This window comes from Caulobacter sp. 602-1, assembly GCF_003931565.1.
Classification (GTDB): domain Bacteria; phylum Pseudomonadota; class Alphaproteobacteria; order Caulobacterales; family Caulobacteraceae; genus Caulobacter.
In genome coordinates this window covers 204,732-229,032 of record NZ_RRYI01000007.1, presented here as the reverse complement: position 1 = coordinate 229,032, position 24,301 = coordinate 204,732, and the positions used below count along the sequence as shown (strand labels likewise).

Annotated in this window: 27 protein-coding genes and 2 tRNA genes; 19 read left to right on the top strand and 10 right to left on the bottom strand. The window is 67.0% G+C overall.

The genetic code is table 11. The features are described 5' to 3' along the window. The first annotated feature begins 13 nt into the window (after positions 1-13). The 14 genes from EIK80_RS20275 (at position 14) to EIK80_RS20210 (ending at position 9,368) form a co-directional block, all read left to right on the top strand. Positions 14-493, top strand: coding sequence for a UPF0262 family protein (locus EIK80_RS20275; RefSeq protein WP_125158822.1), 480 nt, complete (start codon positions 14-16; stop codon positions 491-493). A 1-nt stretch (position 494) separates the two neighbouring features. Further along, positions 495-950 (top strand): low molecular weight phosphatase family protein, encoded by a 456-nt coding sequence (locus EIK80_RS20270; protein ID WP_125158821.1) that lies wholly within the window; start codon positions 495-497, stop codon positions 948-950. Positions 951-1,047: 97 nt separating this feature from the next. Beyond that, a complete protein-coding gene (gene infA / locus EIK80_RS20265) occupies positions 1,048-1,266 on the top strand; it encodes a translation initiation factor IF-1 (RefSeq protein WP_035044427.1) in 219 nt (72 codons plus the stop codon). Positions 1,267-1,285: 19 nt separating this feature from the next. After that, positions 1,286-1,882 carry a Maf family nucleotide pyrophosphatase gene (locus EIK80_RS20260; RefSeq protein WP_125158861.1) on the top strand — a complete coding sequence of 199 codons (597 nt, stop codon included), beginning with the start codon at positions 1,286-1,288 and terminating at the stop codon, positions 1,880-1,882. Next, positions 1,879-2,925, top strand: coding sequence for a ribonuclease E/G (locus EIK80_RS20255; RefSeq protein WP_125158820.1), 1,047 nt, complete (start codon positions 1,879-1,881; stop codon positions 2,923-2,925). The genes EIK80_RS20260 and EIK80_RS20255 overlap by 4 nt, the downstream gene beginning before the upstream one ends. Next, the gene (locus EIK80_RS20250; protein WP_125158819.1) at positions 2,922-3,095 is read left to right on the top strand and encodes a DNA gyrase inhibitor YacG; all 174 of its coding nucleotides are present in this window, start codon (positions 2,922-2,924) and stop codon (positions 3,093-3,095) included. Before EIK80_RS20255 ends, EIK80_RS20250 begins: the two co-directional genes overlap by 4 nt. Before the next feature lie 98 nt (positions 3,096-3,193). Further along, positions 3,194-3,269: transfer RNA gene (locus EIK80_RS20245), tRNA-Phe, on the top strand. A 568-nt stretch (positions 3,270-3,837) separates the two neighbouring features. After that, a complete protein-coding gene (locus EIK80_RS20240; RefSeq protein WP_125158818.1) occupies positions 3,838-4,743 on the top strand; it encodes a MotA/TolQ/ExbB proton channel family protein in 906 nt (301 codons plus the stop codon). A 5-nt stretch (positions 4,744-4,748) separates the two neighbouring features. Further along, complete coding sequence (locus EIK80_RS20235) at positions 4,749-5,180, top strand: biopolymer transporter ExbD (protein WP_125158817.1); 432 nt, start codon at positions 4,749-4,751, stop codon at positions 5,178-5,180. Between the two features lie 14 nt (positions 5,181-5,194). Then, on the top strand, positions 5,195-5,926 hold the full coding sequence (locus EIK80_RS20230; protein WP_125158816.1) for an energy transducer TonB: 732 nt from the start codon (positions 5,195-5,197) through the stop codon (positions 5,924-5,926). A 149-nt stretch (positions 5,927-6,075) separates the two neighbouring features. Continuing rightward, positions 6,076-6,152 (top strand) — tRNA-His (locus EIK80_RS20225). A gap of 224 nt (positions 6,153-6,376) precedes the next feature. Then, a complete protein-coding gene (locus EIK80_RS20220) occupies positions 6,377-6,937 on the top strand; it encodes a YfiR family protein (RefSeq protein WP_233586895.1) in 561 nt (186 codons plus the stop codon). Continuing rightward, on the top strand, positions 6,934-8,661 hold the full coding sequence (locus EIK80_RS20215; protein ID WP_125158814.1) for an ATP-binding protein: 1,728 nt from the start codon (positions 6,934-6,936) through the stop codon (positions 8,659-8,661). The genes EIK80_RS20220 and EIK80_RS20215 overlap by 4 nt, the downstream gene beginning before the upstream one ends. 179 nt (positions 8,662-8,840) lie before the next feature. Further along, positions 8,841-9,368, top strand: a complete 528-nt coding sequence (locus tag EIK80_RS20210; protein ID WP_125158813.1) for a hemerythrin domain-containing protein — start codon at positions 8,841-8,843, stop codon at positions 9,366-9,368. 121 nt (positions 9,369-9,489) lie between these two features. Here the strand turns inward: EIK80_RS20210 and EIK80_RS20205 are convergent, their stop codons facing one another. From EIK80_RS20205 to EIK80_RS20180, 6 genes are all read right to left on the bottom strand, one after another. After that, complete coding sequence (locus EIK80_RS20205) at positions 9,490-10,923, bottom strand: UdgX family uracil-DNA binding protein (protein WP_125158812.1); 1,434 nt, start codon at positions 10,921-10,923, stop codon at positions 9,490-9,492. Further along, positions 10,923-12,143, bottom strand: a complete 1,221-nt coding sequence (locus EIK80_RS20200; RefSeq protein ID WP_370450245.1) for a putative DNA modification/repair radical SAM protein — start codon at positions 12,141-12,143, stop codon at positions 10,923-10,925. Before EIK80_RS20200 ends, EIK80_RS20205 begins: the two co-directional genes overlap by 1 nt. A 131-nt stretch (positions 12,144-12,274) precedes the next feature. Then, complete coding sequence (locus EIK80_RS20195) at positions 12,275-12,556, bottom strand: HU family DNA-binding protein (protein ID WP_066682603.1); 282 nt, start codon at positions 12,554-12,556, stop codon at positions 12,275-12,277. A 204-nt stretch (positions 12,557-12,760) separates the two neighbouring features. Further along, positions 12,761-13,192, bottom strand: a complete 432-nt coding sequence (locus EIK80_RS20190; RefSeq protein WP_125158810.1) for a helix-turn-helix transcriptional regulator — start codon at positions 13,190-13,192, stop codon at positions 12,761-12,763. A gap of 136 nt (positions 13,193-13,328) precedes the next feature. Further along, positions 13,329-14,252, bottom strand: a complete 924-nt coding sequence (locus EIK80_RS20185) for a LysR family transcriptional regulator (RefSeq protein WP_125158809.1) — start codon at positions 14,250-14,252, stop codon at positions 13,329-13,331. Between the two features lie 82 nt (positions 14,253-14,334). Then, the gene (locus tag EIK80_RS20180; protein ID WP_125158808.1) at positions 14,335-14,757 is read right to left on the bottom strand and encodes an Ohr family peroxiredoxin; all 423 of its coding nucleotides are present in this window, start codon (positions 14,755-14,757) and stop codon (positions 14,335-14,337) included. Between the two features lie 241 nt (positions 14,758-14,998). On the opposite strand from EIK80_RS20180, the gene EIK80_RS20175 reads away from it, so the two are divergent. From EIK80_RS20175 to EIK80_RS20165, 3 genes are all read left to right on the top strand, one after another. Beyond that, the gene (locus EIK80_RS20175; protein WP_125158807.1) at positions 14,999-15,268 is read left to right on the top strand and encodes a hypothetical protein; all 270 of its coding nucleotides are present in this window, start codon (positions 14,999-15,001) and stop codon (positions 15,266-15,268) included. A 3-nt stretch (positions 15,269-15,271) separates the two neighbouring features. Beyond that, positions 15,272-17,932 carry a DNA ligase D gene (gene ligD, locus EIK80_RS20170; RefSeq protein WP_125158806.1) on the top strand — a complete coding sequence of 887 codons (2,661 nt, stop codon included), beginning with the start codon at positions 15,272-15,274 and terminating at the stop codon, positions 17,930-17,932. 80 nt (positions 17,933-18,012) lie between these two features. Further along, entirely contained in the window at positions 18,013-18,438 is a 426-nt protein-coding gene (locus tag EIK80_RS20165) for a nuclear transport factor 2 family protein (protein ID WP_125158805.1), read from the top strand. Here the strand turns inward: EIK80_RS20165 and EIK80_RS20160 are convergent. The 3 genes from EIK80_RS20160 to EIK80_RS20150 form a co-directional block, all read right to left on the bottom strand. After that, positions 18,435-19,286, bottom strand: a complete 852-nt coding sequence (locus EIK80_RS20160) for a Ku protein (RefSeq protein WP_125158804.1) — start codon at positions 19,284-19,286, stop codon at positions 18,435-18,437. The genes EIK80_RS20165 and EIK80_RS20160 overlap by 4 nt on opposite strands. Before the next feature lie 120 nt (positions 19,287-19,406). Then, a complete protein-coding gene (locus tag EIK80_RS20155; protein WP_125158803.1) occupies positions 19,407-20,438 on the bottom strand; it encodes a DNA topoisomerase IB in 1,032 nt (343 codons plus the stop codon). A 127-nt stretch (positions 20,439-20,565) separates the two neighbouring features. Then, positions 20,566-20,973, bottom strand: coding sequence for a helix-turn-helix domain-containing protein (locus EIK80_RS20150; protein ID WP_125158802.1), 408 nt, complete (start codon positions 20,971-20,973; stop codon positions 20,566-20,568). A 217-nt stretch (positions 20,974-21,190) separates the two neighbouring features. On the opposite strand from EIK80_RS20150, the gene EIK80_RS20145 reads away from it, so the two are divergent. Next, on the top strand, positions 21,191-22,201 hold the full coding sequence (locus EIK80_RS20145) for an FAD-binding oxidoreductase (RefSeq protein ID WP_125158801.1): 1,011 nt from the start codon (positions 21,191-21,193) through the stop codon (positions 22,199-22,201). A 22-nt stretch (positions 22,202-22,223) separates the two neighbouring features. Next, positions 22,224-23,387 (top strand): acyl-CoA dehydrogenase family protein, encoded by a 1,164-nt coding sequence (locus tag EIK80_RS20140; RefSeq protein ID WP_125158800.1) that lies wholly within the window; start codon positions 22,224-22,226, stop codon positions 23,385-23,387. 121 nt (positions 23,388-23,508) lie between these two features. On the opposite strand, the gene EIK80_RS20135 is transcribed toward EIK80_RS20140, so the two are convergent. Next, the gene (locus EIK80_RS20135; protein ID WP_125158799.1) at positions 23,509-24,225 is read right to left on the bottom strand and encodes an energy transducer TonB; all 717 of its coding nucleotides are present in this window, start codon (positions 24,223-24,225) and stop codon (positions 23,509-23,511) included. Positions 24,226-24,301: the final 76 nt, after the last annotated feature.

Below are 24,301 nucleotides of genomic sequence, written 5' to 3'. Positions count from 1 at the left end.
ACGTCCGCGATAGATGAGCACCGCCGACTCCGCCAGCCACAGGATCAAGTCGATCGAGATCGACGAGGACAGCCTCGCGGCCGCCTCGCGCGACCAGGAACAGGAACGCCAGGTCGCGATCTTCGACCTTCTGGACGGCAACTATTTCGAACCGGCCGAGGCGTCCGGCGGCCCCTACGACATCAAGCTGTCGCTGGTCGAGAACCGCCTGGCCTTCGACATCGTCGGGCCCGACTACGCCAAGCGCCACCTGCTGTCCCTGTCGCCCTTCCGGGGGGTGATCAAGGACTACTTCATGATCTGCGACAGCTACTATTCGGCGATCCGCAGTTCGACGCCGCAGCAGATCGAGGCCTTGGACATGGGCCGGCGCGGCCTCCACAACGAGGGCTCGAACCTGCTGCGCGAACGCCTGGAGGGCAAGGTCAAGACCGACCTCGACACAGCCCGACGCCTGTTCACCTTAATCTGCGCGCTGCACTGGCGGGGTTAGGGTGGCGGAGCTCCCGGACGCCGTCCTCTTCACCTGCAACTACAACCGCGTGCGCTCGCCGATGGCCGAGGGGCTGTTCAAACGCTTCTACGGGACCAGGGCGTTCGTCGACTCCTGCGGGCTCAAGTCGGATCCGGCCGGGGAGGGGATCGACCCCTTCGTCGTGGTGGTGATGGACGAACTGGGCCTGGACGTCTCGCGCCACAAGCCCAAGACCTTCGCCGAGCTGGAGGACGACAGCTTCGACGTCGTCGTTTCCCTGACGCCGGAAGCCCAGCACCGGGCCGTCGAGCTGTCGCGCGATCGCGCGGTCGAGATCGAATATTGGCCCACCCATGATCCGACGTTGACGGACGGTTCGCGCGAGGCCCGGCTGGAGGCCTATCGCCTGGTTCGGGACAGCCTGGCCGAGCAAATTAAACGACGTTTCGGGGCGCCATCGACGTTTGGGGGGTGAATGCGTTATAGAGGCGCCTCGCCGCGAAAGGTCGCGTGCTGACTCGCTCGTCAGCGCGCCCTCGTGGCTATTTGATTCGCTCCATTTGAGAGGCCTGATGGCTAAGGAAGAACTGCTCGAGTTTCCCGGTACGGTCAGCGAACTGCTGCCGAACGCCACCTTCCGGGTGACGCTTGAGAACGCGCACGAGATCATCGCCCACACCGCCGGCAAGATGCGCAAGAACCGCATCCGCGTGCTGGCCGGCGACAAGGTCCTGGTCGAGATGACCCCCTACGACCTGACCAAGGGCCGTATCACCTACCGCTTCAAGTAGGACGCCCGTGGCTCCCGAGATGGCCGCCCGGCCATCGCTGGTCCTGGCCAGCGCGAGCCCGCGGCGCCTCGACCTGCTGGCCCAGGTCGGCGTTACGCCCGACCGGGTCGATCCCGCCGACATCGACGAAAGTCCGCTGCGCGACGAGACCCCGCGCCGCCACGCCCTGCGTCTGGCGCAAGAGAAGGCGCGCGCCGTCGCCGCGCGCGCGCCTGGCGACTTCGTCCTGGCCGCCGATACGGTGGTGGCCGTCGGCCGCCGCATCCTGCCCAAGGCCGAGACCGAGGCCGACGTCCTCTATTGCCTGAAACTGCTGTCCGGTCGGAACCACAAGGTGTTGACCGGGGTGGCCCTGATCGCGCCCGACGGCCGCATGGGCTCGCGCCTGGTCGAGACCAAGGTCGGCTTCAAGCGCCTGACCGACGCCGAGCGCGACGCCTATGTCGAAGGCGGCCAGTGGAAGGGCAAGGCGGGCGGCTATGGCGTCCAGGGCATGGCCGGCGGCTTCATCACCGACCTGCAAGGCTCCTATCCCAGCGTCGTGGGTCTGCCGCTATACGAGACCCTGAACCTGCTGGAAGGCCTGGGGTATCACGCCAAGGGCGAGCCGACGTGAGCGAGCGCAGAGCCTATCTTCACAAGGGCGTCGGCGAGACGGTCGGCGTTGTGACCCTGGATGGCCGCCCCGAGCGCCTGTTTGTGGCCTGGCCTACCGACGATCCGCTGGACGCCGAGGGCGTGCGGGGGGTGGCCCGTATCAAGTCGATCGAGAAAGCCTTCAACGCGGCCTTTGTGGCCCTGCCGGGCGGCCAGGACGTGATCCTGCCGCTGCGGCCCGACATGCCCAGGCTTGTCGAGGGCGGATTGGTCGAGATCGAGATCAAGACCGCCTCGCGCGCCGACAAGGCCGCTGTGGCCCGCTTTGTCGCCGAAGGGGAGGGCGAGCCGCGCGTGCTGGAGGCCGCGTCGTCGGTCGAGGAACGCCTGCGCCAGGCCGTGAAGGCTGGGTCGCCCACGACCGGCGACAAGGCGCTCCTGGCCGTCGAGGAGGCCGAGGCCGACGCTTTGGCGGTGGTTTTCGCCCTGCCGGGCGGGGGCGACATCGCCGTGGAGCCGACGCGGGCCCTGACGGCGATCGACGTCGATCTGGGCGGCCGCGAGGCCGGCGATTCGAAGCGCGCCGCCCGCCAGGCCAACATGGCCGCGCTCGGCGTCGGGGCCCGCGTGTTGCGGCTGAAAGGGCTGGGCGGCATCGTCGTCTTCGACCTCGTCGGCCGAGGACATGATGGTCAGGCCCTGACGACGGCCGCCCGCAACGCCTTCTCCCCGGATAACCCTGGTGTGGGAATCGGGGCGATCAGCAAGTTCGGCACGCTGGAGATGATCATCCCGCGCCGCGCGCCGCCGATTCTCGACCGCCTGCTGACGCCGAGCGGGGCGGCGAATCCCCGCCATGTCGCCCGACGCCTGGCGCGAGCGCTGGAGCGCGAGGGCAGGGCGGACCCCGGCGGCCGTCTAACGGGCCGTTGCGCGCCCGTCGTGGCAGAGGCTTTCACGCGCGAGCTGGACGCCGGCGTCGCCGAGCGCCTGGGTCGTCGTTTCGTCATCGAATCCCGATCGGACTGGCCGGTCGACCGTCTTGAGGTGTCCGTCACATGAGCACGGGGTGCCCCACCTGCGGCAAGCCGGTCGATCCGGCTTTCCGTCCCTTCTGTTCCAAGCGTTGCGCGGACGTCGACCTGCAGCGCTGGCTGAGCGACCGCTATGTCGTCCCGGGCGGCGAGGGCGACGACGAAAATCCTCTGTCCGAAGACATCCACAGAGAATGAAAAAGGGCGCTGGACATCCCATCCGGCCTCACTTATAGACCCGGCTCCTCGCTGCAGAGCGAGGTCGCCGAGGCGGTTTCGACCGCCGAACGCTAGATGCCTGGGTAGCTCAGTTGGTAGAGCAGCGGATTGAAAATCCGCGTGTCACTGGTTCGATTCCGGTCCCAGGCACCACTTTCTTTGTAAGCCGGATTCCTTCTCGGACCGCCCTGGAACCAGGCCGGTCGCGTTGTCGTTTTCCTGTCATGATGGCGGTTGACCCACCGCCGGGGCGCACCACCTGCTGAGAGGGCAGGCGCCTTTCTTCATCGACCGGCGTTTTATTGCTATGCTGCGATGCAGCATGGTTTTTCTCGTTGCTAGGGAAAAACCGCCCCTTTTTCCGGAAAACCCTTTTGTGCGCTGCGGTGAGGCCGGGGGGGGGCGGCCGTCGACGATGCATTTGTGCCCAAATGATCCCCTTGACGGTGCGAAAAGGGGTTGCCAAAGGACCACAGCCGCAATTCTAACATTGCGGTAAGACCGGAGCCCCAACGGGGCGTCGGTTGCCCGCGCTTCGAAACGATCCTTCTGGAGGCCTTGGTCCTCGCGAGGGGCGTAACGGGTCGAGCGCAGCGAAGCGGGTCCGCCAGGTTGGAAGAGCAATCGACCGCCAGGTGGGCTATTCAGAGTTAGGGTGGAGACGCTCTCGCGCGACGACCCTCGGTCCAAACGTGCTAGACCAATCAGGAACTGGCGACAGATGCTCGACATTAAACGGAAGACCCCCCTCATCGCTCTCGTCGGCGCCATGGCGCTGATGGCGAGCGCCCCGGCTTTTGCCCAGGACGCCTCGGCTCCCGCCGCCGCCTCCTCCACGCAAGCCGCTCCCGCCGACGCCGCCGCCGCTCCGGCCGCGACCCCGGCTCCGGAAGCTCCGCCGGCTGACACCGCCGAAGCTGAAGGCGAAAAGAAGGGCGGCCACTCGCTGACGCCCGTCGGCATGTTCCTCGCCGCTGGCGCCGTCGTTAAGGTCGTCATGATCGGCCTGCTGCTGGCCTCGGTCTTCTCGTGGGTGCTGCTGCTCACCAAGATTTTCGAGTTCGCTGGCCTGAACAAGCAATCGGACAAGTTCCTGGAAGCCTTCCGCGGCGCTCGCTCGATCGCCGACATCGCGCGCATCAGCTCGTCGGAAGAATTCGAAGGCAACCCGATGGCCGACATGGCCGCCGCCGCTTCGCAGGAAGTTGAGCTGTCGCGTCAAGCTGGTCTGGCCGTCGCTGGCGAACACCGTGACTCGACGCTGGCTCGCGCCACCTACGCCATCAACGCGGTGCAAGCCTCGCTGGCCAAGCGCCTGTCGGGCGGCATGGTGTTCCTGGCCTCGGTCGGTTCGGCTGGTCCGTTCATCGGTCTGTTCGGTACGGTGTACGGCATCATGACGTCGTTCATCGGCATCGCGAACACCAACACGACCAACCTCGCCGTCGTGGCGCCGGGTATCGCTGAAGCGCTGCTCGCCACCGGTATCGGTCTGTTCGCCGCTATCCCGGCCGTTATCTTCTACAACTACTTCCAGACCCGCATCTCGGGTTACGGCACCCGCTCGGAAGGTTTCGTTGCTGAACTGATGAACGCCATCTCGCGTCAGCTCGACAAGGGGGCGTAACACCCATGGCCGCCAAACTTTCAGGCGGTGGGGGCGACAGGTTCAACGTCGAACAGAACAGCGACATCAACGTTACGCCCTTCGTGGACGTTATGCTGGTGCTTCTGATCATCTTCATGGTGGCCGCTCCGCTGGCCTCCGTGTCGGTCGAAGTGAACCTGCCGCCGGCGGTGGCGAAAGCATCTCCAAACCCGCCGAAGCCGGTTTACATCTCGATCAAACAGTCCGGGCAGATCTTCATTGGGGATTTCCCGACCACCGTGGACGAGATGGGACAGGACATCGCCAAGAACATTGGCCGACGTGATCCGTCCAAGGAGCGCATCTTCATCCGGGCCGACGAAAAGGTTCGCTACGGGGCTTTCATGGAGGTGATGAACACCCTCCAGGATAACGGCTTCTACAGCGTGGCTCTCGTTGGCCGGGATGATAGCTAGGGTAGGGGTGCTGCATGGCTGAACAAAATACGCCCGAGCATCGCCACTACGATCCGCTCACCTCGGACGGCCCGCGTCGCAAGAAGGGCATGGGGCCATTCGGCGTCGCCCTGATCGTGGTCTGCGGTCTGCACGGATTGCTCTTCGCCTATCTGGCGAAGCAGAAGTTCGAAGCGGTGTTCCAGGAGTACTCGGACGAAGCCGTGGATGTGGAGTTGCCTCCGCCTCCGCCGCCGCCTCCGCCGCCTCCTCCGCCGCCGCCGCCGACTAACGAGCCGCCGCCGCCTCCGGCAGTGGTCCAGCCGCGTCCCCCGGTGGCTCCGCCTCCGGATGTGACGCCGCCGCCGCCGCTGCCGATCCCGCCCGTTGAAAAGCGGGTCGAGACCACGGCTCCGCCGGTGATCTCGGCGGTCCCGCCGGTGCCGACGGCTCCGCCGGCTCGCGCGTCGGTCATCACGCGTCCGGACTGGGCCCGCAAGCCCTCCGGCGATGACATGGCCCGGTACTACCCGGACCGTGCTCAACGGATGGAAGTCAGCGGTCGTGCGACGATCTCGTGCACCGTGACGGCTCGCGGTACGCTGGAAGGCTGTTCGATCGTCTCGGAATCGCCCGCCGACATGGGCTTTGGCGATGCGGCTATCAAGCTGTCGCGCCTGTTCCGGATGAAGCCGAAGACCCTCGACGGCGCGCCCGTCGACGGTGGCCAGGTGACCGTCCCGCTGGTGTTCCAAGTCCCGCAATAGGGGCTGGACGCAAGCAAACGACAAAGAAGCGCCCCGGAGTTTCGACTCCGGGGCGTTTTCTTGTTGGAGGGGCGTTTTCATGTGAAAATCGTCCGGTTCGGCGCTTGATCCTGGGGGCCGATCCGACTAAAGACAGCGCCTCGCGATACGCCGCCTTAGCTCAGTTGGTTAGAGCGCTAGATTGTGGATCTAGAGGTCCTCGGTTCGAGCCCGAGAGGTGGTACCATCGCAAGCCTTTGAAAAGCCCGGGGTTCGCCTCGGGCTTTTTGCTTGTTCGCGCCGCCGCGCCGATATGCTCTTCCCCTTCTCCAGGCCCTGCCTCCAAAATGTCACGGGGATGGGATCGAAACGGTCGTGCTTCGCGTTACGATCGCTAAGGGGGACTGGCGTATGGTCTTGGGCTTCCCGCCGAGCGCCCCGGGGCAAACCCCTGGATGGCGCGCTTCGTCGTTGCGCGTCATCGCGGCGCTGTGCGTGCTGTGCGCCATGACCGGCGTCGCCCAGGCCAGCGAACCTCCCTCTGTAGCTCAGCCCGAAGCCCGCCATCCGACCTACGCCGTCAAGGCCGCCTATCTCTACAAGCTCACCGCTTTCGTCGGGTGGCCAGCCTTCGCCTTCGATAAGCCTTCCAGCCCGTTTCGCCTGTGCGTCGCCGGCCGAGACCCGTTCGGCGAGATGGTCGATCACGCCGTACGCGGCGCGCGGGTCGACGAACATCCGATCGTCGTCGTGCGCATGCCCGCCGTGGCCAAGAGCCCGCCCTGCCACATGTTGTTCCTGGCCGCCGCTCACACCCAGACACCGCGGGAGATGTTGGCCATGATCGCGGGGCAGCCGATGCTCACGGTCGCCGACGAGGGGCTCGACGCGCCGGGCGCGATGGTCCAGTTCGTCACGGTCGATAGCCGCATCCGCTTCGCGATCCGCGCGGACGCAGCCCAGGCCGCGGGCCTGACTGTCAGCTCCAAGCTGTTGGCGCTGGCGGCGCAGCCCAGGGAGACCGGCCGATGACGTCATCAACCGGTCGCCTGTCTTGGCGCCCCGCCCTGACCGTCTCCATGGCGATCGGTTTGGCGATCGCCATCGTCGCGGCCGCGTTCGCCCTGGCCGCCTATAACGAGCATCTGGGTCAGCAGGAGCGCTTCCGCCAAGCCGAGGTGCAATTGCGAATCCTGGCCGGCAGCATGGCCGCGCCGCTCGCCTTCGACGATCGTTCCGCGGCGCGAGAATATGTCGGGGCCCAGAGCTCCAACCCCGATGTCGAGGCGGTCGCCGCCTACGACATGCAGGGGCAATTGGCCGCCAGCTACGTGAGGGCCGGGGAGCCGCCGCCGCCGGCGCGCAATGTCCTGGGGCCGCCGCGCAACGATGGCGCGCGGCTGATCCTGACCTCGCGGGTCACCGAGGGTGAGACGGTGTTGGGCTCGGTGTATCTGCGCACGGTGCTGGAATCACCCGGCCGCCGCGCCATGCGCTATGCGGGTTTCGCGCTGCTCATCGTCATGGCCGCCCTGTTGATCGGCGTGCTGGGCGCGGCCAACGCCCGCGAGGCGGAGGCCTATCGCCGCCTGAGGCGCGAGACCCGCGAACGCGAGAAGGCCGAGGAGGCCCTGCGCCAGTCGCAGAAGATGGAGGCCATGGGGCAACTGACCGGTGGCGTGGCCCATGACTTCAATAACCTGCTGATGGTGGCCTCCAGCGGCATGGACCTACTGGAGCGGACCACCGATCCGACCCGGCGCGAGCGGCTGCGCGCGGGTATCCGCCAAGCCATAGACCGCGGCGCCAGCCTGACCCAGCAGCTCCTGGCCTTCTCGCGCCGCGCGCCACTGAAGCCCGAGGTTGTCGATATCGAAAAGCGGCTGAGCGGCATGCACACCTTGCTGGACCGCTCCCTGCGCGAGGACGTGACGGTCGAGATCCGGCTGGCCCCGGACCTGTGGCGGGTCGAGGTCGACGCGTCGCAGCTTGAGGTGGCCGTGCTGAACATCGCCATCAACGCCCGTGACGCCATGCCCGAGGGCGGCGCGATCATCATAGAGGGACGCAACGAGCCATCCGGCAGGCCCGACGGCCGGGGCGACATGGTGCGACTGTCGATCCGCGACACCGGGGTCGGCGTGGAGCCCGAGGTGCTGAGCCGCCTGTTCGAGCCGTTCTTCACCACCAAGCCGGTCGGCAAGGGCACTGGCCTTGGGCTTTCGCAGGTCTATGGTTTCGCGCGCTCGTCGGACGGCGAGGCGGGGATCGAGAGCGTCCTGGGCGAGGGTACGACGGTCTGGATGCGCATCCCGCGCTCGACCAAGGCCATGGCCCAGGAGACCGCGCCCGTCGCGCCGCGCAGGAGGAGCTCGGAGGAGCGGCGCATCCTGATGGTCGAGGACGACGACAGCGTCGCCCAGCTGGTCGAGGAGATGCTGCGCGAACTGGGCTACGACGTGGTGCGGGCCGGCGACGCCCTCTCGGCGCTGGAAATCCTGCGCCAGGACGTCGCCTTCGACCTGGTGTTCAGCGACATGGTCATGCCGGGAGACATCGGCGGGCTGGACCTGGCGCGCGACATCGCGCGGCTGCGGCCTGATTTGCCGGTGATCCTGACCACGGGCTACAGCGCCGCGGCGGCTGCGGCCGCCAACGAGGGGCGGCGGGTGCTGATCAAGCCCTATCGGATCGAACGGCTGGCCACGGAGCTGGACGCGGTGTTCTCGGGCGCCAATGGGCGAGCCAGGGCTTAGGAGCCTCTCTTCCGGCGACCGGGATCGCGGATCCCGGTCGCCGGAAGCGGTTGAATGTCGGGCGCCTGACACTGTCGAGGCGCTAAAAGGGCTTTTTAATTAAGAGTTTATCGCAGAAGGAACGCGAGCCGAGGCGTGCGAGTTGGTTGGCGGTCGGGGGACATCCTAGGAGACTTTCCATGGCCGCCGCCGCCAAGACCACCGCCAAGTCCGCTAAGCCGCGCCGCACGCGTCGCACCGCCCGCCGCGATCCGCTGGCGATCATCCTGCTGAAGAAGGACCACCGCGAGGTGGAGCAGATGTTCGACGAGTACGAACAGCTCGAGAAAGACGCCGAGAAGCTGTCCCTGTTCGGCAAGATCGCCCTGGCCCTGAAGGTCCACACCCAGATCGAGGAAGAGATCCTCTATCCGGAGGAACGCGGCGAGGTCGACGATGACATGCTGGACGAGGCCTATGTCGAGCATGACGGGGCCAAGAAGCTGATCGCCGAGATCGAGGCCATGAAGCCCAGCGACGACTACTACGACGCCAAGGTGAAGGTGCTGAGCGAGTACATCAAGCACCACGTCAAGGAGGAGGAACAGCCCGGCGGCCTGTTCTCGCAGGCCAAGAAGGGCGAAGAGGATCTCGACGCCATGGGCGAACGCCTGAAGGCCCGCAAGGAAGAGCTGATGGCGCAATACGGCGGTAAGGCCGCTCACTAGTCCATACCGACAGCTTGTCATCCCGAAAGCCGCGCGGGCTGTCTGGGGACCCAGGGCCGAGCTCAGTGCGCTCGCCCTGGGACCCGGCGTTACGCTTCGCCAAGGCCGGGATGACAAGTTCTTAGATCAGCTGGGCGAGTTCCCCCGCCAGCCGCAGGTCCTCCACGAATTCCGCATACGCTCGCGCCTTGGCCTCAGCGTCCGGGAGGCGCAGCAGGAACGACGGGTGATAGGTGACAAGGCCCTGGGTCTTATCGGGCAACGCCAGCGCCTTGCCGCGATTGGCGCCGATCGGCGTGGGCTTGCCGATCACGCCCAGCGCCGCCGTCGCGCCCAGCATGACGATCACCCTGGGCTTGACCAGCCGGCGCTCGGCGTCCAGCCACCAGCGACACGCGGTGACCTCGCCGCGATCCGGCGTTTTGTGAATGCGCCGCTTTCCGCGTAGCGCGTGCTTGAAGTGCTTCACGGCGTTGGTGACATAGGTCCGGTCGCGCGCCACGCCGGCCTCCGCCAGAGCCTTTTCGAACACCTGACCCGCCGGCCCAACGAAGGGGCGGCCGGCCAAGTCCTCCTGATCGCCGGGTTGTTCGCCGACGAACATCAAGGGCGCGCGCGCCGCGCCTTCACCCGGTACGCCTTGCGTGGCGTCGCGCCAGAGGTCGCAGCGGCGACAGACCTCCACCCCGGTGGCTATGTCGTCTAGCGATCCCGGCAGCGAACCGTCGTAGGAGGCGTCGCGGGCGTGGCGCAGGGCGGCCTTCAGCTTGCGTTCTGGCGGCTTGGACGGACCGGCGGCGACCATGGCGGCGGCGCGCTCCTGGGCGGTTTCGATCAGCTCCGGAATGAGCGCCGCCTCGGGCAGGTTCCGCCAGTAGCGCTTGGGCATCTCCTGGCGCATCTGCCTGGGGTTCAGGCGGGCCGGGTTGAAGATCGAGGCGTAGTAGGTGCGCCATAGCTCCTCCTGGGCGTCCTCGGACGGCGCGTCGGCGGGATCGGCGCCCTCGGACACCGTCAGCCGTTGGCGGTCCCAGGCCACGCAGGCGTCGGGCGTCAGGATGGTCCAGTCCATGTTCGTGAAGCGGCGCACGAAGAACGGCGCGGTGGCTTCGGTGACCCGGTGGGCCGGCTCGAACCAGGCGGCGTAGGTCTCCGTCGCCGCGCCTTCCACCAGCCGGAACCGGAGGAAGGCTTTCATCTTGTGAGCCGCGCGGCTGACGGCCTTGGCCATGTCGCGGGCCCGGGTCATGTCGGGATCGGCCGGATTGTCGATCAGCCTGGGCTCGCGCTCCAGCCGCCAGAGGATCCGGTAGAGCAGGGCGAAGCGATCCGACGCGCGGTTCTGGACCACCTGCTCGGCCAGTTCGACGAAGGCGGCGGGGACGGTGAAGTTCGCGGACGCCCCCGACGGCGCGAGCGGGGTTTCGAGATCGAACAGCTCCCGCTCCACCGTCCACACGACGGCTTCGGGCGCCACGCCTTCCGCGCGCAGCGCCCGCGCGGCCGCGCGCCAGCCGGCGAAGTCGATTTCGGACGCCAGCCGCGCCACTCGCATCAGAAGAGGCTCAGCTGCTGTGGGGGGACCAAGGCGGCCTTCAGGCTGTCGCGGTCGGCCAGGGCGCCCGGGGTCCAGTCGGCGGTGACCACGAAGGCCCTGGCGCGCTTCAGGACGGCCCCGACGCGCTTGAGGTCGTCCAGGGTCAGGCGCGTGACCTTCCGGGCCGCCAGGATGCGCTCCACGGCCTTGGCGCCCAGGCCCGGCACGCGCAGCAGCGTCTCCTTGTCGGCGGTCTGGACGTGGACGGGGAAGCTGGCCCGGTTGCGCAGCGCCCAGCTGGTCTTGGGATCGACGGTAAGATCCAGGTCCTCGCCCTCGGCGACGATCTCGGGTCGTTCGAAGCCGTAGAACCGCATCAGCCAGTCGGCCTGATAGAGGCGATGCTCGCGCAGCAGCGGCGGCCGCGCCAGGGGCAGACGGTGGCTGGCGTCGGGGATCGGGCTGAAGGCCGAGTAGTAGACTCGCCCCAGGCGATAGGCGCCGTACAGGTTGGCGCTGCGGGCCAGGATGTCGCCGTCCCTGGCGTCGTCGGCGCCGACGATCAGCTGGGTGGACTGGCTGCGCGCGAACGATCGCCGGCCGGCTTTCCTGGCGGGTTCGGCATGATCGTCGATGGCCTGGCGCATGCGGCCCATGGCGCGCTTGATGTCGGTCGGACTTTTCTCCGGCGCGAGATCGGCCAGGCTGTCGTCGCGCGGCAGCTCGATATTGATCGACACCCGATCGGCATAGAGGCCCGCCTCGGCCGCCAGTTCGGGCGAGGCTTCCGGGATCAGCTTCAGGTGGATATAGCCCCGAAAGTCGTGGTCCAGCCGCAGCGATTTCGCCACCCGCACCATCTCTTCCATCGTGTAGTCGCCCGTGCGGATGACGCCCGACGACAGGAACAGTCCCTCGATATAGTTGCGCTTGTAGAAGTTCAGGGTGAGGTCGACGACCTCCTTCACCGTGAACCGCGCGCGGGGCGTGTTCGACGACACCCGATTGATGCAATAGGCGCAGTCGTAGATGCAGAAGTTGGTCAGCAGGATCTTCAGCAGGCTGATGCAGCGACCGTCGGGAGCGTAGGCGTGGCAGATGCCCATGCCCTCAGTCGACCCCACGCCCTTGCCATCCACGGAGCTGCGCTTTTCGGCTCCGGACGAGGCGCAGGACGCATCGTACTTGGCGGCGTCGGAGAGGATGGCGAGCTTGCGCCTGAGATCGAGAACGGCCATGCGCGGCACGTTATAGTTCTTATTTTGTTCTAGATAGTCTTCACGCGCGACGAGGGCATGAGGCTCAACGTCGCGCGTGAAGGGAAGCGTCGGGAAGCGGACACTTTAGGGTGTCCGCTTCCTCGCTGAAGTTAGCCGTTGACGGCGTCCTTCAGTTGCTTGGCCGGCGTGAAGGCGACCTTCTTGCTGGCGGCGATTTCGATGGTCGCGCCCGTGGCCGGGTTGCGGCCGGTGCGGGCCGGCTTGGCCTGGACCTTGAACTTGCCGAAGCCCGGGATCGAGACTTCTTCACCCTTCACGGCGGCGTCGGAGATCGACTTGAAAACGCCGTCGATGATGGCCTTGGCTTGGGTCTTGGTCAGCTTGTCGTCAGCGGCGACAGCGGCGTCGACCAGATCGGAAACGTTCGTCATCTCTAAGCTCATTCCTGTGAATCAGGGAAATGTGAGCCTGACGAGACGGATCGCGTTTGTCACCCGTTAGGGAAGGTTAAAAAGCCGATTCACGGGGACAAAACGCCCGTGAGCCGGGGATTTTCAAGGATTCGCCGCCCGCGGAACGGTCAAGCTGGGCGAAAAAGCGTTAACGACCGTCCCGAAAGCAGACTTTCCCGCGACTCACTGCAGGGCGATTCCGGCCTGAGTCGGGGTCCAGCGGGCCCGTCGCCAGGCCAGCGGGCTCTGGCCGACATGCTGACGGAAGAGGCGCGACAGGTGGCTCTGGTCGGCCAGGCCGACCGTCAGGGCGATCTGCGAGAGGGGCTCGCTGGTGGTCAGCATCAGGTCGCGAGCCAGCGCCATGCGCTCGCCCGTGATGTAGGCGTGCGGAGCGACGCCGAAGCTCTGCTTGAAAGCGCGACCAAAATGGCTGATCGACAGACGGACCAGACCGGCCAGTTCCTCGACCGTGATGTTGCGGTCGAGATTGCCGTCGATGTGGGCCTCGACCATCCGCGCCTGCCAGGGCGCCAGACCGCCGCGCGCGATGTCGGGAGCGTCGAGGTCGCGGTCCTGGGTTTCGCTGCGGACCTGGATCTTGCTGCCGTCCATCGTCTTGCTCCGGGGTGTGTGTTTCCTTGAGCAAAGGGATAGGCTGGCGGTGATCGGCCGATAATCCGGTGTTTCGGTTCTTCAGTGTTTCCAAAACCGCACTAATCGCCGTTCGTTGAGCGCGACGTGCGGTCGATCAGTGCTCGATCCCGTGCGCCCAGGGCTGCTTGGAGAAGTTCTCGCGCAGGAATTCCAGCAGCACCCGCAGGCGCGCTGGTCGGGCGCGTCCCGGTGGCGTGACCAGATGCACGGGAACCGGAACCAGGGTCCATTCCTTCAGCACCTCTTCCAGGCGTCCCTCCTGCAGTTCGTTCCAGATGTAGACCTCGGGCTGAAGCGTGATCGCCAGGCCCTCCAGCAGTACGGGCACCGCCGCCAGGCCGTTGTTCATCCGGATCGAACCCTGCACCATGACCAGGCGCTCGCCGTGCACGGGATGGAAGAACCGCCACTCCTGAGCCTCGCGCACATGGGTGTAGACCATGATCGGCATCTTCAGGATGTCTTCGGGCTGTTCGGGACGGCCATATCTGTCGAACAGGGCTGGCGCGCCGACCAGTGGCAGGCGGTGGGAAAACAGCCGGCTGGCGCGCATCGAGGAGTCTGCCAACTGGCCCACCTTGATGACCCCGTCGAAGCCGTCCGCGATCAGGTCGATCTTGGTGTCGGTGATCTGCAGGTCGAGCTCGATCTCCGGGTAACGCTTGAGGAACTCCGGGATCAGCGGCGCCAGGGTCCGCACCCCGAACGCGCCGGTGCAGGCCAGGCGAATGAGGCCGCGCGGGATGGCCGCTTCCTCGAGGATCTCGGCCTCGACCGCCTCGCCATCGTTGAGGATGCGCAGCGCCCGGTCCAGCGAGGCCCGGCCGCTCTCGGTCAGGGACAGCTGGCGGGTCGTGCGGTGGAGCAGGGTGGTGCGCATCCGCTCCTCCAGCCGGGTCACAGCCTTGGAGACAGTAGTCTTGGCCAAGCCCAGCTCCTCGGCGGCCGCCGAGAACGAGCCGCGCTCGGCCACCTTGGCGAAGATCGCCCAGGCCTCGAAGTCCGGCAGATGCGGCATGAGACAGTTCCCCAGCGAGTCGCCGAAAGGCGAGCAGGGGCGATCGAAGCGCGACGCGCCGCCCAGCTCAAGCAAAACGACGCTACGTCAACTGGATCCTGACCTCGACGACCTCGCGCAGGGCGCGGGAGTAGGGACTGAGGACGTCGGCGTGGGCGACCAGAGCCCTGGCCTCATCCGGATCGAGACCGGCCAGATCGACCGAGAGGCCGACGCGCAGGGCCAGTTTCGGATCTTCCCGCGACTGGACGATGGCGACGGCTGCGGTGACATTGGCGTCCTCGGCGACGGCGATCTTCAATTCTACGGCGGCGGCGCGCAGCGCGTCCAGGAAGCAGGCGGCATAGGCCGCCGCGAACAGCTGCTCAGGATTGCTGCCCGCGCCGCCGCGACCGCCCAGGGCCTTGGGCGTCGACAGATTGACCTTCAATGCGCCGTCGATGCTGCCGACCCAGCCGTCGCGTCCGCCAACGGCGGTGACCTGGGTGGAATAGAGGATATTCATGGACCTCGCTCCGCGCCGCGAGGACAGTTCGCGGCAGGGGAAATCTAGGACGCGGGGAGCGCCAGGATTATCCGGCGGAGGGGCACATCATTGGTGCGAATTTGGCGATAGTCCCGTCGGATGAGAGGGGACGCCCTCGGATTTGGATCGCGGCGCCATCGCGGGATGACTTGGGCCGTGAAGGGACCGGAACGCCGGCCGGACTCCAGCCATTCCTGCTCTAGGCAAAGGAGAGACAGCCATGACCGATGTCGACAATGGATGGGACGAGCAGGACGGCGCCGAGGCGATGGACGACGACGTGATCGGCAAGGACGGCGAGTTCCGCACCTTCGAGGAACTGCCCGACGTGCTGGACGTCACCCAGGCCGAGGGCGACGAGGACGACGACGACGCGCTGATTGGCGAGGAGCTGGACGACGATGAGATCGTCGACCTCGAGGAAGAGGCCGACGCCGGCGATGGCGTCGACGAGGATGACGCGCGACCGCAAGTCTTCGACGGCGAATAGACGATGACCGCGCCGAAGCTGTCGGCCTACGAGGCCAAGCGCGACTTCAAGATCACGGCCGAGCCTTCCGGCGAGGCCGATGTCGCGGCTTCGGCGCGGGCGCGCTTCGTCATCCAGAAGCACGACGCCACCCGGCTGCACTACGACCTGCGGCTGGAGCACGAGGGCGTCTTTCTCTCGTGGGCGGTGACCCGCGGCCCGTCTCGCGATCCGCACGACAAGCGTCTGGCGGTCCATGTCGAGGATCACCCGCTGGCCTATGGCGATTTCGAGGGCACGATCCCCGAGGGCCAGTACGGCGGCGGCACGGTGATGCTGTGGGACCGCGGCTGGTGGGCGCCGGAGCCGGGCTTCGACCTGGAGAAGGGGCTCAAGAAGGGCGAGATCAAGCTGGTCTTCGCCGGCGAGCGGATGAAGGGCGGTTGGGTCCTCGTCCGGATCAACAACGACAAGTTCGCCAAGGGGGGCAAGGGCGGCAAGCGCGAGAACTGGCTGCTGATCAAGCATCGCGACGCGTTCGCTATCGAGGGCGATCTCGATTTTCTGGAGGACACATCCTTCTCGATCGCTTCGGGCCGGACGATGGAAGACATCGCGGCCGGCAAGGGCAAGGCGCCGACGCCTTTCATGACCAAGGCTGGTCCGACGCCGGACGCAGTCTGGAGCAGCACGAACTCGCCCGAGGCCAGCGCCGAAAAGGCCGCCGAGGACGCTGGCGCGCCGAAGGGCAAGGCGGCCAAGACCAAGCCGGTCGCCAAGGCGGTCAAGAAGACGGCGCCCAAGACCGCCATGCCGGACTTCGTCCCGCCGCAGCTGTGCAAGCTGGTCGATCGCCCGCCCGGCGGCGGCGACTGGGTGCACGAGATCAAGTTCGACGGCTACCGGATGCAGCTTCGTGTCGAGGGCGGCAAGGCGACCTTGCGCACCCGGACCGGCCTCGACTGGAGCCAGCGCTTCCCGCAGCTGATCGAGGACGCCAAGGACCTGCCCGACGCCCTGATCGACGGCGAGGTCGTGGCCCTGGACGAGGCCGGTTCGCCCAGCTTCGCCGGGCTGCAGGCGGCGCTGTCGGAGGAGAAGACCGATGATCTGATCTTCTTCGCCTTCGACCTGCTCTATGCCGACGGGCTGGATTTGACCGATCTGCCGCTTTCGGATCGCAAGGTCCGGCTGAAGACCTTGCTACCCGCTGACGGTGAGCGCATCCGCTATGTCGAGCATTTCGCCAGCGGCGGCGAGGCGGTGCTTCAGTCGGCCTGCCGGATGTCGCTTGAGGGCGTGGTCTCCAAGAAGCTCGACGCGCCCTATCGCTCGGGCAAGGGCGCGACCTGGACCAAGGCCAAGTGCCGCGCCGGCCATGAGGTGGTGATCGGCGGCTGGACCACGACCGGCGACGCGTTCCGCTCGCTGATCGTCGGCATCTACAACGACGAGGGGGAGCTGGCCCATGTCGGCCGGGTCGGGACGGGCTTTGGCCGCGACAAGGTGGCCAAGCTGCTGCCGGCCCTGAAGGCGCTGGCGCGGAAGACCTCGCCCTTCGGCGGCAAGGGCGCGCCGCGCGGCGGGGCGGATATTCACTGGGTGGAGCCGGAGCTGGTCGCCGAGATAGAGTTCGCGGGCTTCACGGGAGACGGCTCGGTGCGACAGGCGTCGTTCAAGGGATTGCGCGAGGACAAGCCGGCGAGGGCGGTCGAGGCCGAGGCCCCTGCGCCGGTCGAAGACATCGCGCTGGCTCAGCCCAAGGCGGGATCCGCGAAGCGCGCCGGCGGCAAGGCCTCGGTGCTGGGCGTGGCGATTTCCAATCCCGACAAGCCGCTTTGGCCGGACGCCGGCGATGGCGCGCCGGGGACCAAGCTGGATCTGGCCGAATATTTCGAAGCCGTCGGTCCGTGGATGCTGGAACACGTCAAGGGACGGCCCTGCTCGGTGATCCGCATGCCGGACGGCATCGGCGGCGAGACGTTCTTCCAGCGCCATTCGGGCAAGGGCGTCTCGGCCTTGATCGACGAGGTGACGGTCAGTGGCGATCGGAAGCCCTACCTTGTTTTCAATACCGTCGAGAGCCTGGTCGCCGCCGCGCAATGGGGCGCGACCGAGCTGCATCCCTGGAACTGCCGGGAGGGCGCGCCGGAGACCCCGGGACGGCTGGTCTTCGACCTCGACCCGGCGCCGGACGTCTCGTTCGACGTCGTTGTCGAGGGCGCGCGCGAGATCCGCGACCGACTTGAGGCCCTGGGCCTGGTCCCATTCTGCAAGACGACCGGCGGCAAGGGGTTGCACGTGGTCACGCCGCTGAAAGGGACCAAGGTCGATTGGGACGCCGCCAAGGCCTTCGCCCGCGAGGTTTGCGCCCGGATGGCCGCCGACAGTCCCGACCAGTACCTGATCTCGATGGCCAAGAAGGACCGGGGCGGGAAGATCTTTCTCGACTATCTGCGCAATGACCGGATGAGCACGGCGGTGGCGCCGCTGTCGCCGCGCGGGCGGCCCGGGGCGCCCGTGTCCTGGCCGGTGGCGTGGACGCAGGTTCGCAAGGGGTTGGACCCGTCGCGGTTCAACATCCGGACCGCGCCGGGGATGGTGAAAGATCTCGACGCCTGGGACGCCTATGCGGAGAGCGAGCGGGACCTGGGGGCGGCGATCAGGAAGCTGGCGCGCGGCTAGCGGCGTTGACGGCGGTCTCGCGGATTTTACAGTACCGCTATCCGGCGCCGTCTACCGCCAGGATCATAGGGAGGTAAGGCATGGCCCGCGAACAGGCGCTGCAAACGCTGGAAACTTGGCACGACCTGCTGGAAAAACGCGAGTTTGATCGCCTAAGGCCCCTCGCCGCCGAAACGGTGGTGTTCCGCTCTCCGGCGTTCTTCACGCCGTATCCGGGCGTGGAACCGCTCGTGCACATCATCGCCACGGTCAACACCATCTTCGAGGACTTCGCCTATCATCGAGAATTCTGGTCCGAGGGCCATGAGGCGGTGGTGCTGGAGTTCAGCGCGCGCGTCGGCGACAAGAAGCTCAAGGGCATCGACATCATCTCTTTCGACGACGCCGGCAGGATCAAGGAATTCGAGGTGATGATCCGCCCGGCCAACGCCGCCGCGGCCGTGGGCGAGGCCATGGCCGCCAAGGCCGGCCCGCGCCTGAAAGAACTGCTGAGCAAGCCCGCCTAACCCGCCTTTTTCTTCGGCGCTGCCTTGTGCGTGTTCGTCTTTTTTGGGGCAGCTCCAGCCTTCGCCGGAGCCTTGCCCAGGCTGCTCCGCAGCGCCTCCATCAGGTCCACCACATTGGTGTCCTCGGGCGGTTCCGGCGCGGAGACCTTTCGGCCCTTACCCTTCTGCTTCTCCTTGATCAGCGCCCGTAACGCGTCTTCATACCGGTCGTTGAACTGCTCGGGATCGAAGGGGCCTTCCTTCTGCTCGATGATCTTCTGGGCGATCTGGATCATCGCCGCGTCGGGCTTCTTGTCGGGGATGGCGTCGAAATAGGTCGCGGCGTCGCGCACCTCGCGACGATTGCGGAGGGACCAGGCGACCATGCCGTTGTCGCGCGGCTCGATGGCCAGCAGGCGCTCACGCTGGTGCATGACCACGCGGCCCAGGGCGACCTGGCCTTCCTTGCTCATCGCCTCGCGGATCACGCCATAGGCCTCGGCGGCCAGCTTGCCGTCGGGAACCAGGAAATACGGATTGTCCCAATAGAGCCGGTCGATGTCGGCCGCCGGTACGAAGGTCTCGATATCGATGGTGCGGGTGCTTTCCAGGCGCACGTCGTCGATTTCGTCCTGGGTGATGACGACGTACTCGCCCTTCTCGTACTCGTAGCCCTTGACGATGTCGGAGCGCTCGATGGGGCCCAGGTCCGGATCGGTCGGGATCATCCGGATCCGGTTGTGGGTCTTCTTGTGCAGCATGTTGAAGCGCACGTCGCCGCCGGCGTCGGTGGCGGTGTACATCGCGACGGGGCAGGTCACGAGCGACAGGCGCAGGTGGCCCTGCCAGGTGGGGCGGCCGGCGGCCATGGGCGTTTTCTCCGTTCGAGCCGACTCAACGACGCTCGGCGCGCGGGCGTTCCGCTGGAGCGTGGCAGCCGAAAGTGTGAGCGGTTTCGGCTGCCACACTCCAAGTGTTTGAGACAGGCTCTAGGCTTCGGCGCACGAGGCCTGCGCCGCTTCCAGGAAGCGGATGGTGGCCAGTTCGAAGGCGCGCTCCGAGCGGCCGGGCTTCAGCGGCAGCACGCCCTGCTGATAGGATTCCAGCACCAGCGGATGGATATACGAACCTCGGCAGACGGCGGCGGTGTTGCCGAGCAGTCCGGCCACCGCCTTCACGCAGGTGTTGACGTTGCGCTTGGCTTCCGTAGCGCTGGTCGCCTTGGGGATCAGGCACAGGGCGCGCGCCGCAGCCAGGGTGCCGGCCCAGGTGCGGAAGTCCTTGGCCGAGAAGTCCTGGCCCATCGCCGCGCGGATATAGGCGTTGACGTCGGCGCTCTCGACGGTGCGGCGCTGGCCGTCCTCGTCGAGATACTGGAACAGCCGCTGGCCGGGGATGTCCTGGCAGGCCTTGACGATGCGGGCCAGACGACGATCGCGGAAGCCGGTCGTGTGGACCACGCCGCTCTTGCCCTTGAACTGAAACGTGCCGCCGACGCTGGACAGCCTGGCGTGGCGGTCGCGCAGGGTGGTCAGGCCGAAACTCTTGTTCTCCTTGGCGTAGGCCTCGTTGCCCACGCGGATCAGGGTCAGCTCCATCAGCCGCGCGACGGCGGCGACGACCTTGTCGCGGGGCAGGCCGCGGCGGGCGAGGTCCTTTTCGACCTGCACGCGCAGCTTGGGCAAGGCGCGGCCGAAGGCGATCATGCGACCGAACTTCAGCCCGTCGCGGTCGCGCCGCCAGCCGTCGTGATAGCGGTACTGCTTGCGGCCCCTCTGGTCGCGGCCGGTGGCCTGGATATGACCGTGCGGAGAGGGGCAGATCCAAACATCGGTCCAGGCCGGCGGAATGGCCAGGGCGCGGATGCGCTCGAGCGTTCCGGCGTCATCGACGGGATCGCCGTCGGAATCGCGATAGTCGAAACCCGCGCCGCTCTTGATCCGCCGCAAGCCGGGATCGTCGTCATTGACATAGAGAAGGCCGGGCGAGACCGGCTGAAGATCGACCGTGTCGCGTGGCATGTCGTTGGCCCTCGTCGCCGCTCCGTCGTCGGATCAACGGCGAGCGGGGAGGGGCGGTTCCGGATGCGAAAAGGCCCGCGATTCACGCATCGCGGGCCCTTCGAAAGCGGTACTGAGTGGAAGCCGTTTAGGGCGCTTCGTCGTCCACCATGGCGCGGACCAGGTCGACGACCCGGCGGCGCAGGCGGCGATCCGACAGGCGCGGGAACAGGCTAGCCAGCTCCAGGCCCTCGGGCGTGGAGACGAACTCGGTCATACGCTGGGCGAAACCATCGTCGATGCCGCCGTCGGTATTCTCGAGGCCCTCGAAGAAGTAGGAGACAGGCGCTTGCAGCAACTTGGCGGCATCATAGAGCTTGCTGGCGCTGATGCGGTTGGCGCCACGCTCGTACTTCTGGATCTGCTGAAAGGTGATGCCCAGAGCGTCGGCGACCTGGGTTTGGGAAAGTCCCATCATCTTGCGGCGAATTCTCAGCCGGGCGCCCACATAGAGATCAACGGGGTGGGCTGGTTCGACTGCGGGTCGATCGTTCATCCGCCTCTATTCCATCTGCGCCGCTTGGCGGCCTTCATGCCAATGTTAACGGGTATAGACACAGCTTGGCTGCATCGTCACGTACGGACGTGCACGGAACGGGTCTTCGCGCCAAAGTGTCGCGCTCGATTTACTATCGTTAATGATGAATAGATCGAGTAACGAACATGGTCGGTCCGGACTTGACGTTCGTGCGCCTGAAAGGTGTTTGCGCGCCATGAAACTTCATTCAGGCGCGCGTATCGCCGTGGCTGGCGCCGGCGCATTCGGATCCGCCCTGGCGCTGCGCCTGGCGCGAGCCGGGTTCAAGCTCACCGTGTTCGATCCGGCCGCGCCGGGCGACAATGCTTCGGGCGTGGCCGCCGGCATGCTGGCGCCGGTCAGCGAGGCGCTGTTCGATCCCGCCTCGCGCGGGCACCTCTCCATCATGCGTCGCGCCCGCGACCTGTGGCCGGCCTTCGCGGATGACCTTGGAATCACCCTGGCTCGCGCCGGCGTGCGGTTCGAGGGCTCCGATGCCTGGCGCGGCCAAGTCGGCGAGCGACTTGCGGCCCTCGGCCTACCCGACGCGGACGCGACCGCCGAGGACTGGCGTATCGAGGCGCGTCCCGCGCTGGCGTCGATGCGCGCGGCGGCGCAAGCCGCCGGGGCGCGGTTCGAGGCCGGAACGGTCGAGGCCTTCGCCCCCGGTGTCCTGACCCTAGCGGACGGCCGCGTCGAAGCGTTCGACGCCCTGGTGCTGGCCACCGGCCCTGGCGCGCGAGCCGGCCGCCTGGCGCCGGAGACCCAGGCTCTCGCGCCGATCAAGGGCCAGATCCTGCGGGTCTCCGCCGAGACCGGCGACATGGTCGTGCGGGGCGAGGGCGTCTATCTGGCGCCGGGCGAGGGTCTGGCCATCGGCGCGACCATGGAGACTGGCCGCGACGACCTCGCGCCGGACGCCTCGGCGACCCAAGGGTTGCGGGCCGCGGCCTGGGCCTTGCGGCCGGAACTGGATCTCGACGCGGCCAAGGTCGAGGTCGGCGTCCGCGTCACCACGCCCGACGGTCTGCCGCTGGTGGGCTGGAGCCGGGCGCCCGGGGTCCTGCTGGCCGTGGGCGCGCGGCGAAACGGTTGGCTGTTCGCGCCGCTTGTGGCTGACATGGTCGCGGCGTATCTGAATGGCGATAACCCGGGCCCGGACGCCGTTGTCATGGACGCGCGCCGTTTCGAGAAGTCCGAGAGCTGACAACGCAGGGGAGTGGGGCCGGATGTCCGGATTCTGGTTGACCGAAGAGCAGGAAGCCATCCGCGAGGGCGTGGCCAAGGTGTGCGCCGCCTTCGACGATGAATACTGGCGCCGCACGGACGAGACCGGAATCTTCCCCGAGGAATTCGTGGCCGCCATCGCCGAGGGCGGCTGGCTGGGCGTGGCCATGCCGGAAAGCGTCGGCGGGGCGGGCCTGGGCCTGACAGAGGCTGCGGTGATGATGCAGACCGTGGCCCAGTCGGGCGCGGGTTTCTCGGGGGCCTCGGCCATCCATCTCAACATCTTCGGCCCGATGCCGCTGGTGAAGTTCGGCTCGGACGAGCAGCGCGATCGCCTGCTGCCCCGGATCATCTCGGGCGAGGACAAGATGTGCTTCGCCGTGACCGAGCCGAACTCGGGCCTGGACACCTCCAGCCTGGAGACCCGCGCCGAGAAGGTCGACGGCGGCTATCGTCTGAACGGGCGGAAGATCTGGACCACCGGCGCTCAGCGCGCCAACAAGATCCTGATCATCGCCCGCACCACGCCCAAGGACCAGTGCGCCAAGCCGCACCAAGGCCTGTCGCTGTTCTACACAGACGCCGAGAAGATCGAGGCCAAGCCGATCCCGAAGATGGGTCGCAAGGCTGTCGAGTGTAACATGCTCTTCATCGAGGACCTGTTCGTCCCGGCCGAGGATCTGGTCGGGGAGGAGGGCAAGGGCTTCGCCTACCTGCTGCACGGCCTCAATCCCGAGCGGGTGCTGTTCGCCGTCGAGGCCATCGGCCTGGGGCGGGCGGCTCTGGCCAAGGCGACTACCTACGCCAACGAGCGGATCGTGTTCGGCCGGCCGATCGGAAAGAACCAAGGCGTGGCTCATCCTCTGGCCAAGTCCTGGGCCGAACTGGAGGCCGCCAACCTTCTGGCCTTCAAGGCCGCCGCCCTCTACGACCAGGGCAAGGACTGCGGGGCCGAGGCCAACGCCGCCAAATACCTGGGCGCCGAGGCTGGCTTCCACGCCTGCGAGAACGCGGTTCTCGCCCATGGCGGCATGGGCTACGCCAAGGAATATGACGTCGAGCGCTACTTCCGCGAGGCGATGATCGCGCGCATCGCGCCGGTCAGCCGCGAGATGATCCTGAACTTCATCGCCGAGCGGGTGCTGGGACTGCCGAAAAGCTATTGAGATCGCGAGCGCGTCAGGCGAAGTGTGCGCGGTTCGCCGCCCGGACGCGCGACAAGCAAAGAAAAGGCCGGGTCGCGGAAGGCTGGCGACCCGGCCGCCGTTTCAGCGTCGGAGGAGGGCTTCAGGCGCCCGCGCTGAACCGGATCGGGATGCGGACTGTGGCGCCGTCCACGGCTTGGCCGTTCTCCATCTGCGGCTTCATCTTGAAGAAGCGCGAAATCTTCAGCGCCGCGCCGCCGAAGCCCTCGTCGGGAGGCGTCTCGGTGGCCACCGTGCAATCGCGGACCGCGCCGTTGAGGGCGACCGTGCAACTCAACGTCGCCGAGCCGGACACGCCGCGCCGCTGGGCGCTTTCCGGATAGTAGCGCGAGACTTCGTCCGCCGAGGGCGTGCGCAGCCAGTTGGCGCGGGTGATCACCTTGGGCTGGGGCGCGGGGGGCTGCGCCGGCGCGGCCGGGATCGTCGGCATCACCGGCGGGCCGGTGACGGTCGGACCGGGAGGAATCTCCACGGGCTTGATGGGGAGGGGATCGGGTGCGGGGATGGGCGTTGGAATTGGCGTGTGTAACCGGATCTGGTTCCGAGGCGGCGGCTGGGTCGTCGGCGGGGGAGGCGGGGGCGGCTTCGGCGGCGCGTAGGGCAACTCCAGCCTGAAGCCCGGATCCTCCTGCGCCATCGGCAGCGGCGTGACGTACTTGGTGTAGGCTAGGTAGCCGATCAGGGCCAGGTGCGCGGCGGCCGACACGGCGATGCCGATGACCAGCGCCTTCGACGGCTTGCGCGGCGTGTCATCCAGGCCGGGGATGCCGGAGCCGTTGGGATGGAGAGCCAGGTTCATGTCGATCTCCTACGCTGAATTACAATTGTAGGATAAGTTCAACACGAACCCGTCACACTGTAAATTGACAATCGTA

Excerpts from the sequence above, each read along its gene's own strand:
- EIK80_RS20275 (WP_125158822.1), top strand. The coding sequence starts at position 14 with ATGAGCACCGCCGACTCCGCCAGCCACAGGATCAAGTCGATCGAGATC.
- infA (WP_035044427.1), top strand. The coding sequence starts at position 1,048 with ATGGCTAAGGAAGAACTGCTCGAGTTTCCCGGTACGGTCAGCGAACTG.
- EIK80_RS20260 (WP_125158861.1), top strand. The coding sequence starts at position 1,286 with ATGGCCGCCCGGCCATCGCTGGTCCTGGCCAGCGCGAGCCCGCGGCGC.
- EIK80_RS20250 (WP_125158819.1), top strand. The coding sequence starts at position 2,922 with ATGAGCACGGGGTGCCCCACCTGCGGCAAGCCGGTCGATCCGGCTTTC.
- EIK80_RS20240 (WP_125158818.1), top strand. The coding sequence starts at position 3,838 with ATGCTCGACATTAAACGGAAGACCCCCCTCATCGCTCTCGTCGGCGCC.
- EIK80_RS20235 (WP_125158817.1), top strand. The coding sequence starts at position 4,749 with ATGGCCGCCAAACTTTCAGGCGGTGGGGGCGACAGGTTCAACGTCGAA.
- EIK80_RS20230 (WP_125158816.1), top strand. The coding sequence starts at position 5,195 with ATGGCTGAACAAAATACGCCCGAGCATCGCCACTACGATCCGCTCACC.
- EIK80_RS20215 (WP_125158814.1), top strand. The coding sequence starts at position 6,934 with ATGACGTCATCAACCGGTCGCCTGTCTTGGCGCCCCGCCCTGACCGTC.
- EIK80_RS20210 (WP_125158813.1), top strand. The coding sequence starts at position 8,841 with ATGGCCGCCGCCGCCAAGACCACCGCCAAGTCCGCTAAGCCGCGCCGC.
- EIK80_RS20205 (WP_125158812.1), bottom strand. The coding sequence starts at position 10,923 with ATGCGAGTGGCGCGGCTGGCGTCCGAAATCGACTTCGCCGGCTGGCGC.
- EIK80_RS20200 (WP_370450245.1), bottom strand. The coding sequence starts at position 12,143 with ATGGCCGTTCTCGATCTCAGGCGCAAGCTCGCCATCCTCTCCGACGCC.
- EIK80_RS20195 (WP_066682603.1), bottom strand. The coding sequence starts at position 12,556 with ATGACGAACGTTTCCGATCTGGTCGACGCCGCTGTCGCCGCTGACGAC.
- EIK80_RS20190 (WP_125158810.1), bottom strand. The coding sequence starts at position 13,192 with ATGGACGGCAGCAAGATCCAGGTCCGCAGCGAAACCCAGGACCGCGAC.
- EIK80_RS20185 (WP_125158809.1), bottom strand. The coding sequence starts at position 14,252 with ATGCCGCATCTGCCGGACTTCGAGGCCTGGGCGATCTTCGCCAAGGTG.
- EIK80_RS20180 (WP_125158808.1), bottom strand. The coding sequence starts at position 14,757 with ATGAATATCCTCTATTCCACCCAGGTCACCGCCGTTGGCGGACGCGAC.
- EIK80_RS20175 (WP_125158807.1), top strand. The coding sequence starts at position 14,999 with ATGACCGATGTCGACAATGGATGGGACGAGCAGGACGGCGCCGAGGCG.
- ligD (WP_125158806.1), top strand. The coding sequence starts at position 15,272 with ATGACCGCGCCGAAGCTGTCGGCCTACGAGGCCAAGCGCGACTTCAAG.
- EIK80_RS20165 (WP_125158805.1), top strand. The coding sequence starts at position 18,013 with ATGGCCCGCGAACAGGCGCTGCAAACGCTGGAAACTTGGCACGACCTG.
- EIK80_RS20160 (WP_125158804.1), bottom strand. The coding sequence starts at position 19,286 with ATGGCCGCCGGCCGCCCCACCTGGCAGGGCCACCTGCGCCTGTCGCTC.
- EIK80_RS20155 (WP_125158803.1), bottom strand. The coding sequence starts at position 20,438 with ATGCCACGCGACACGGTCGATCTTCAGCCGGTCTCGCCCGGCCTTCTC.
- EIK80_RS20150 (WP_125158802.1), bottom strand. The coding sequence starts at position 20,973 with ATGAACGATCGACCCGCAGTCGAACCAGCCCACCCCGTTGATCTCTAT.
- EIK80_RS20145 (WP_125158801.1), top strand. The coding sequence starts at position 21,191 with ATGAAACTTCATTCAGGCGCGCGTATCGCCGTGGCTGGCGCCGGCGCA.
- EIK80_RS20140 (WP_125158800.1), top strand. The coding sequence starts at position 22,224 with ATGTCCGGATTCTGGTTGACCGAAGAGCAGGAAGCCATCCGCGAGGGC.
- EIK80_RS20135 (WP_125158799.1), bottom strand. The coding sequence starts at position 24,225 with ATGAACCTGGCTCTCCATCCCAACGGCTCCGGCATCCCCGGCCTGGAT.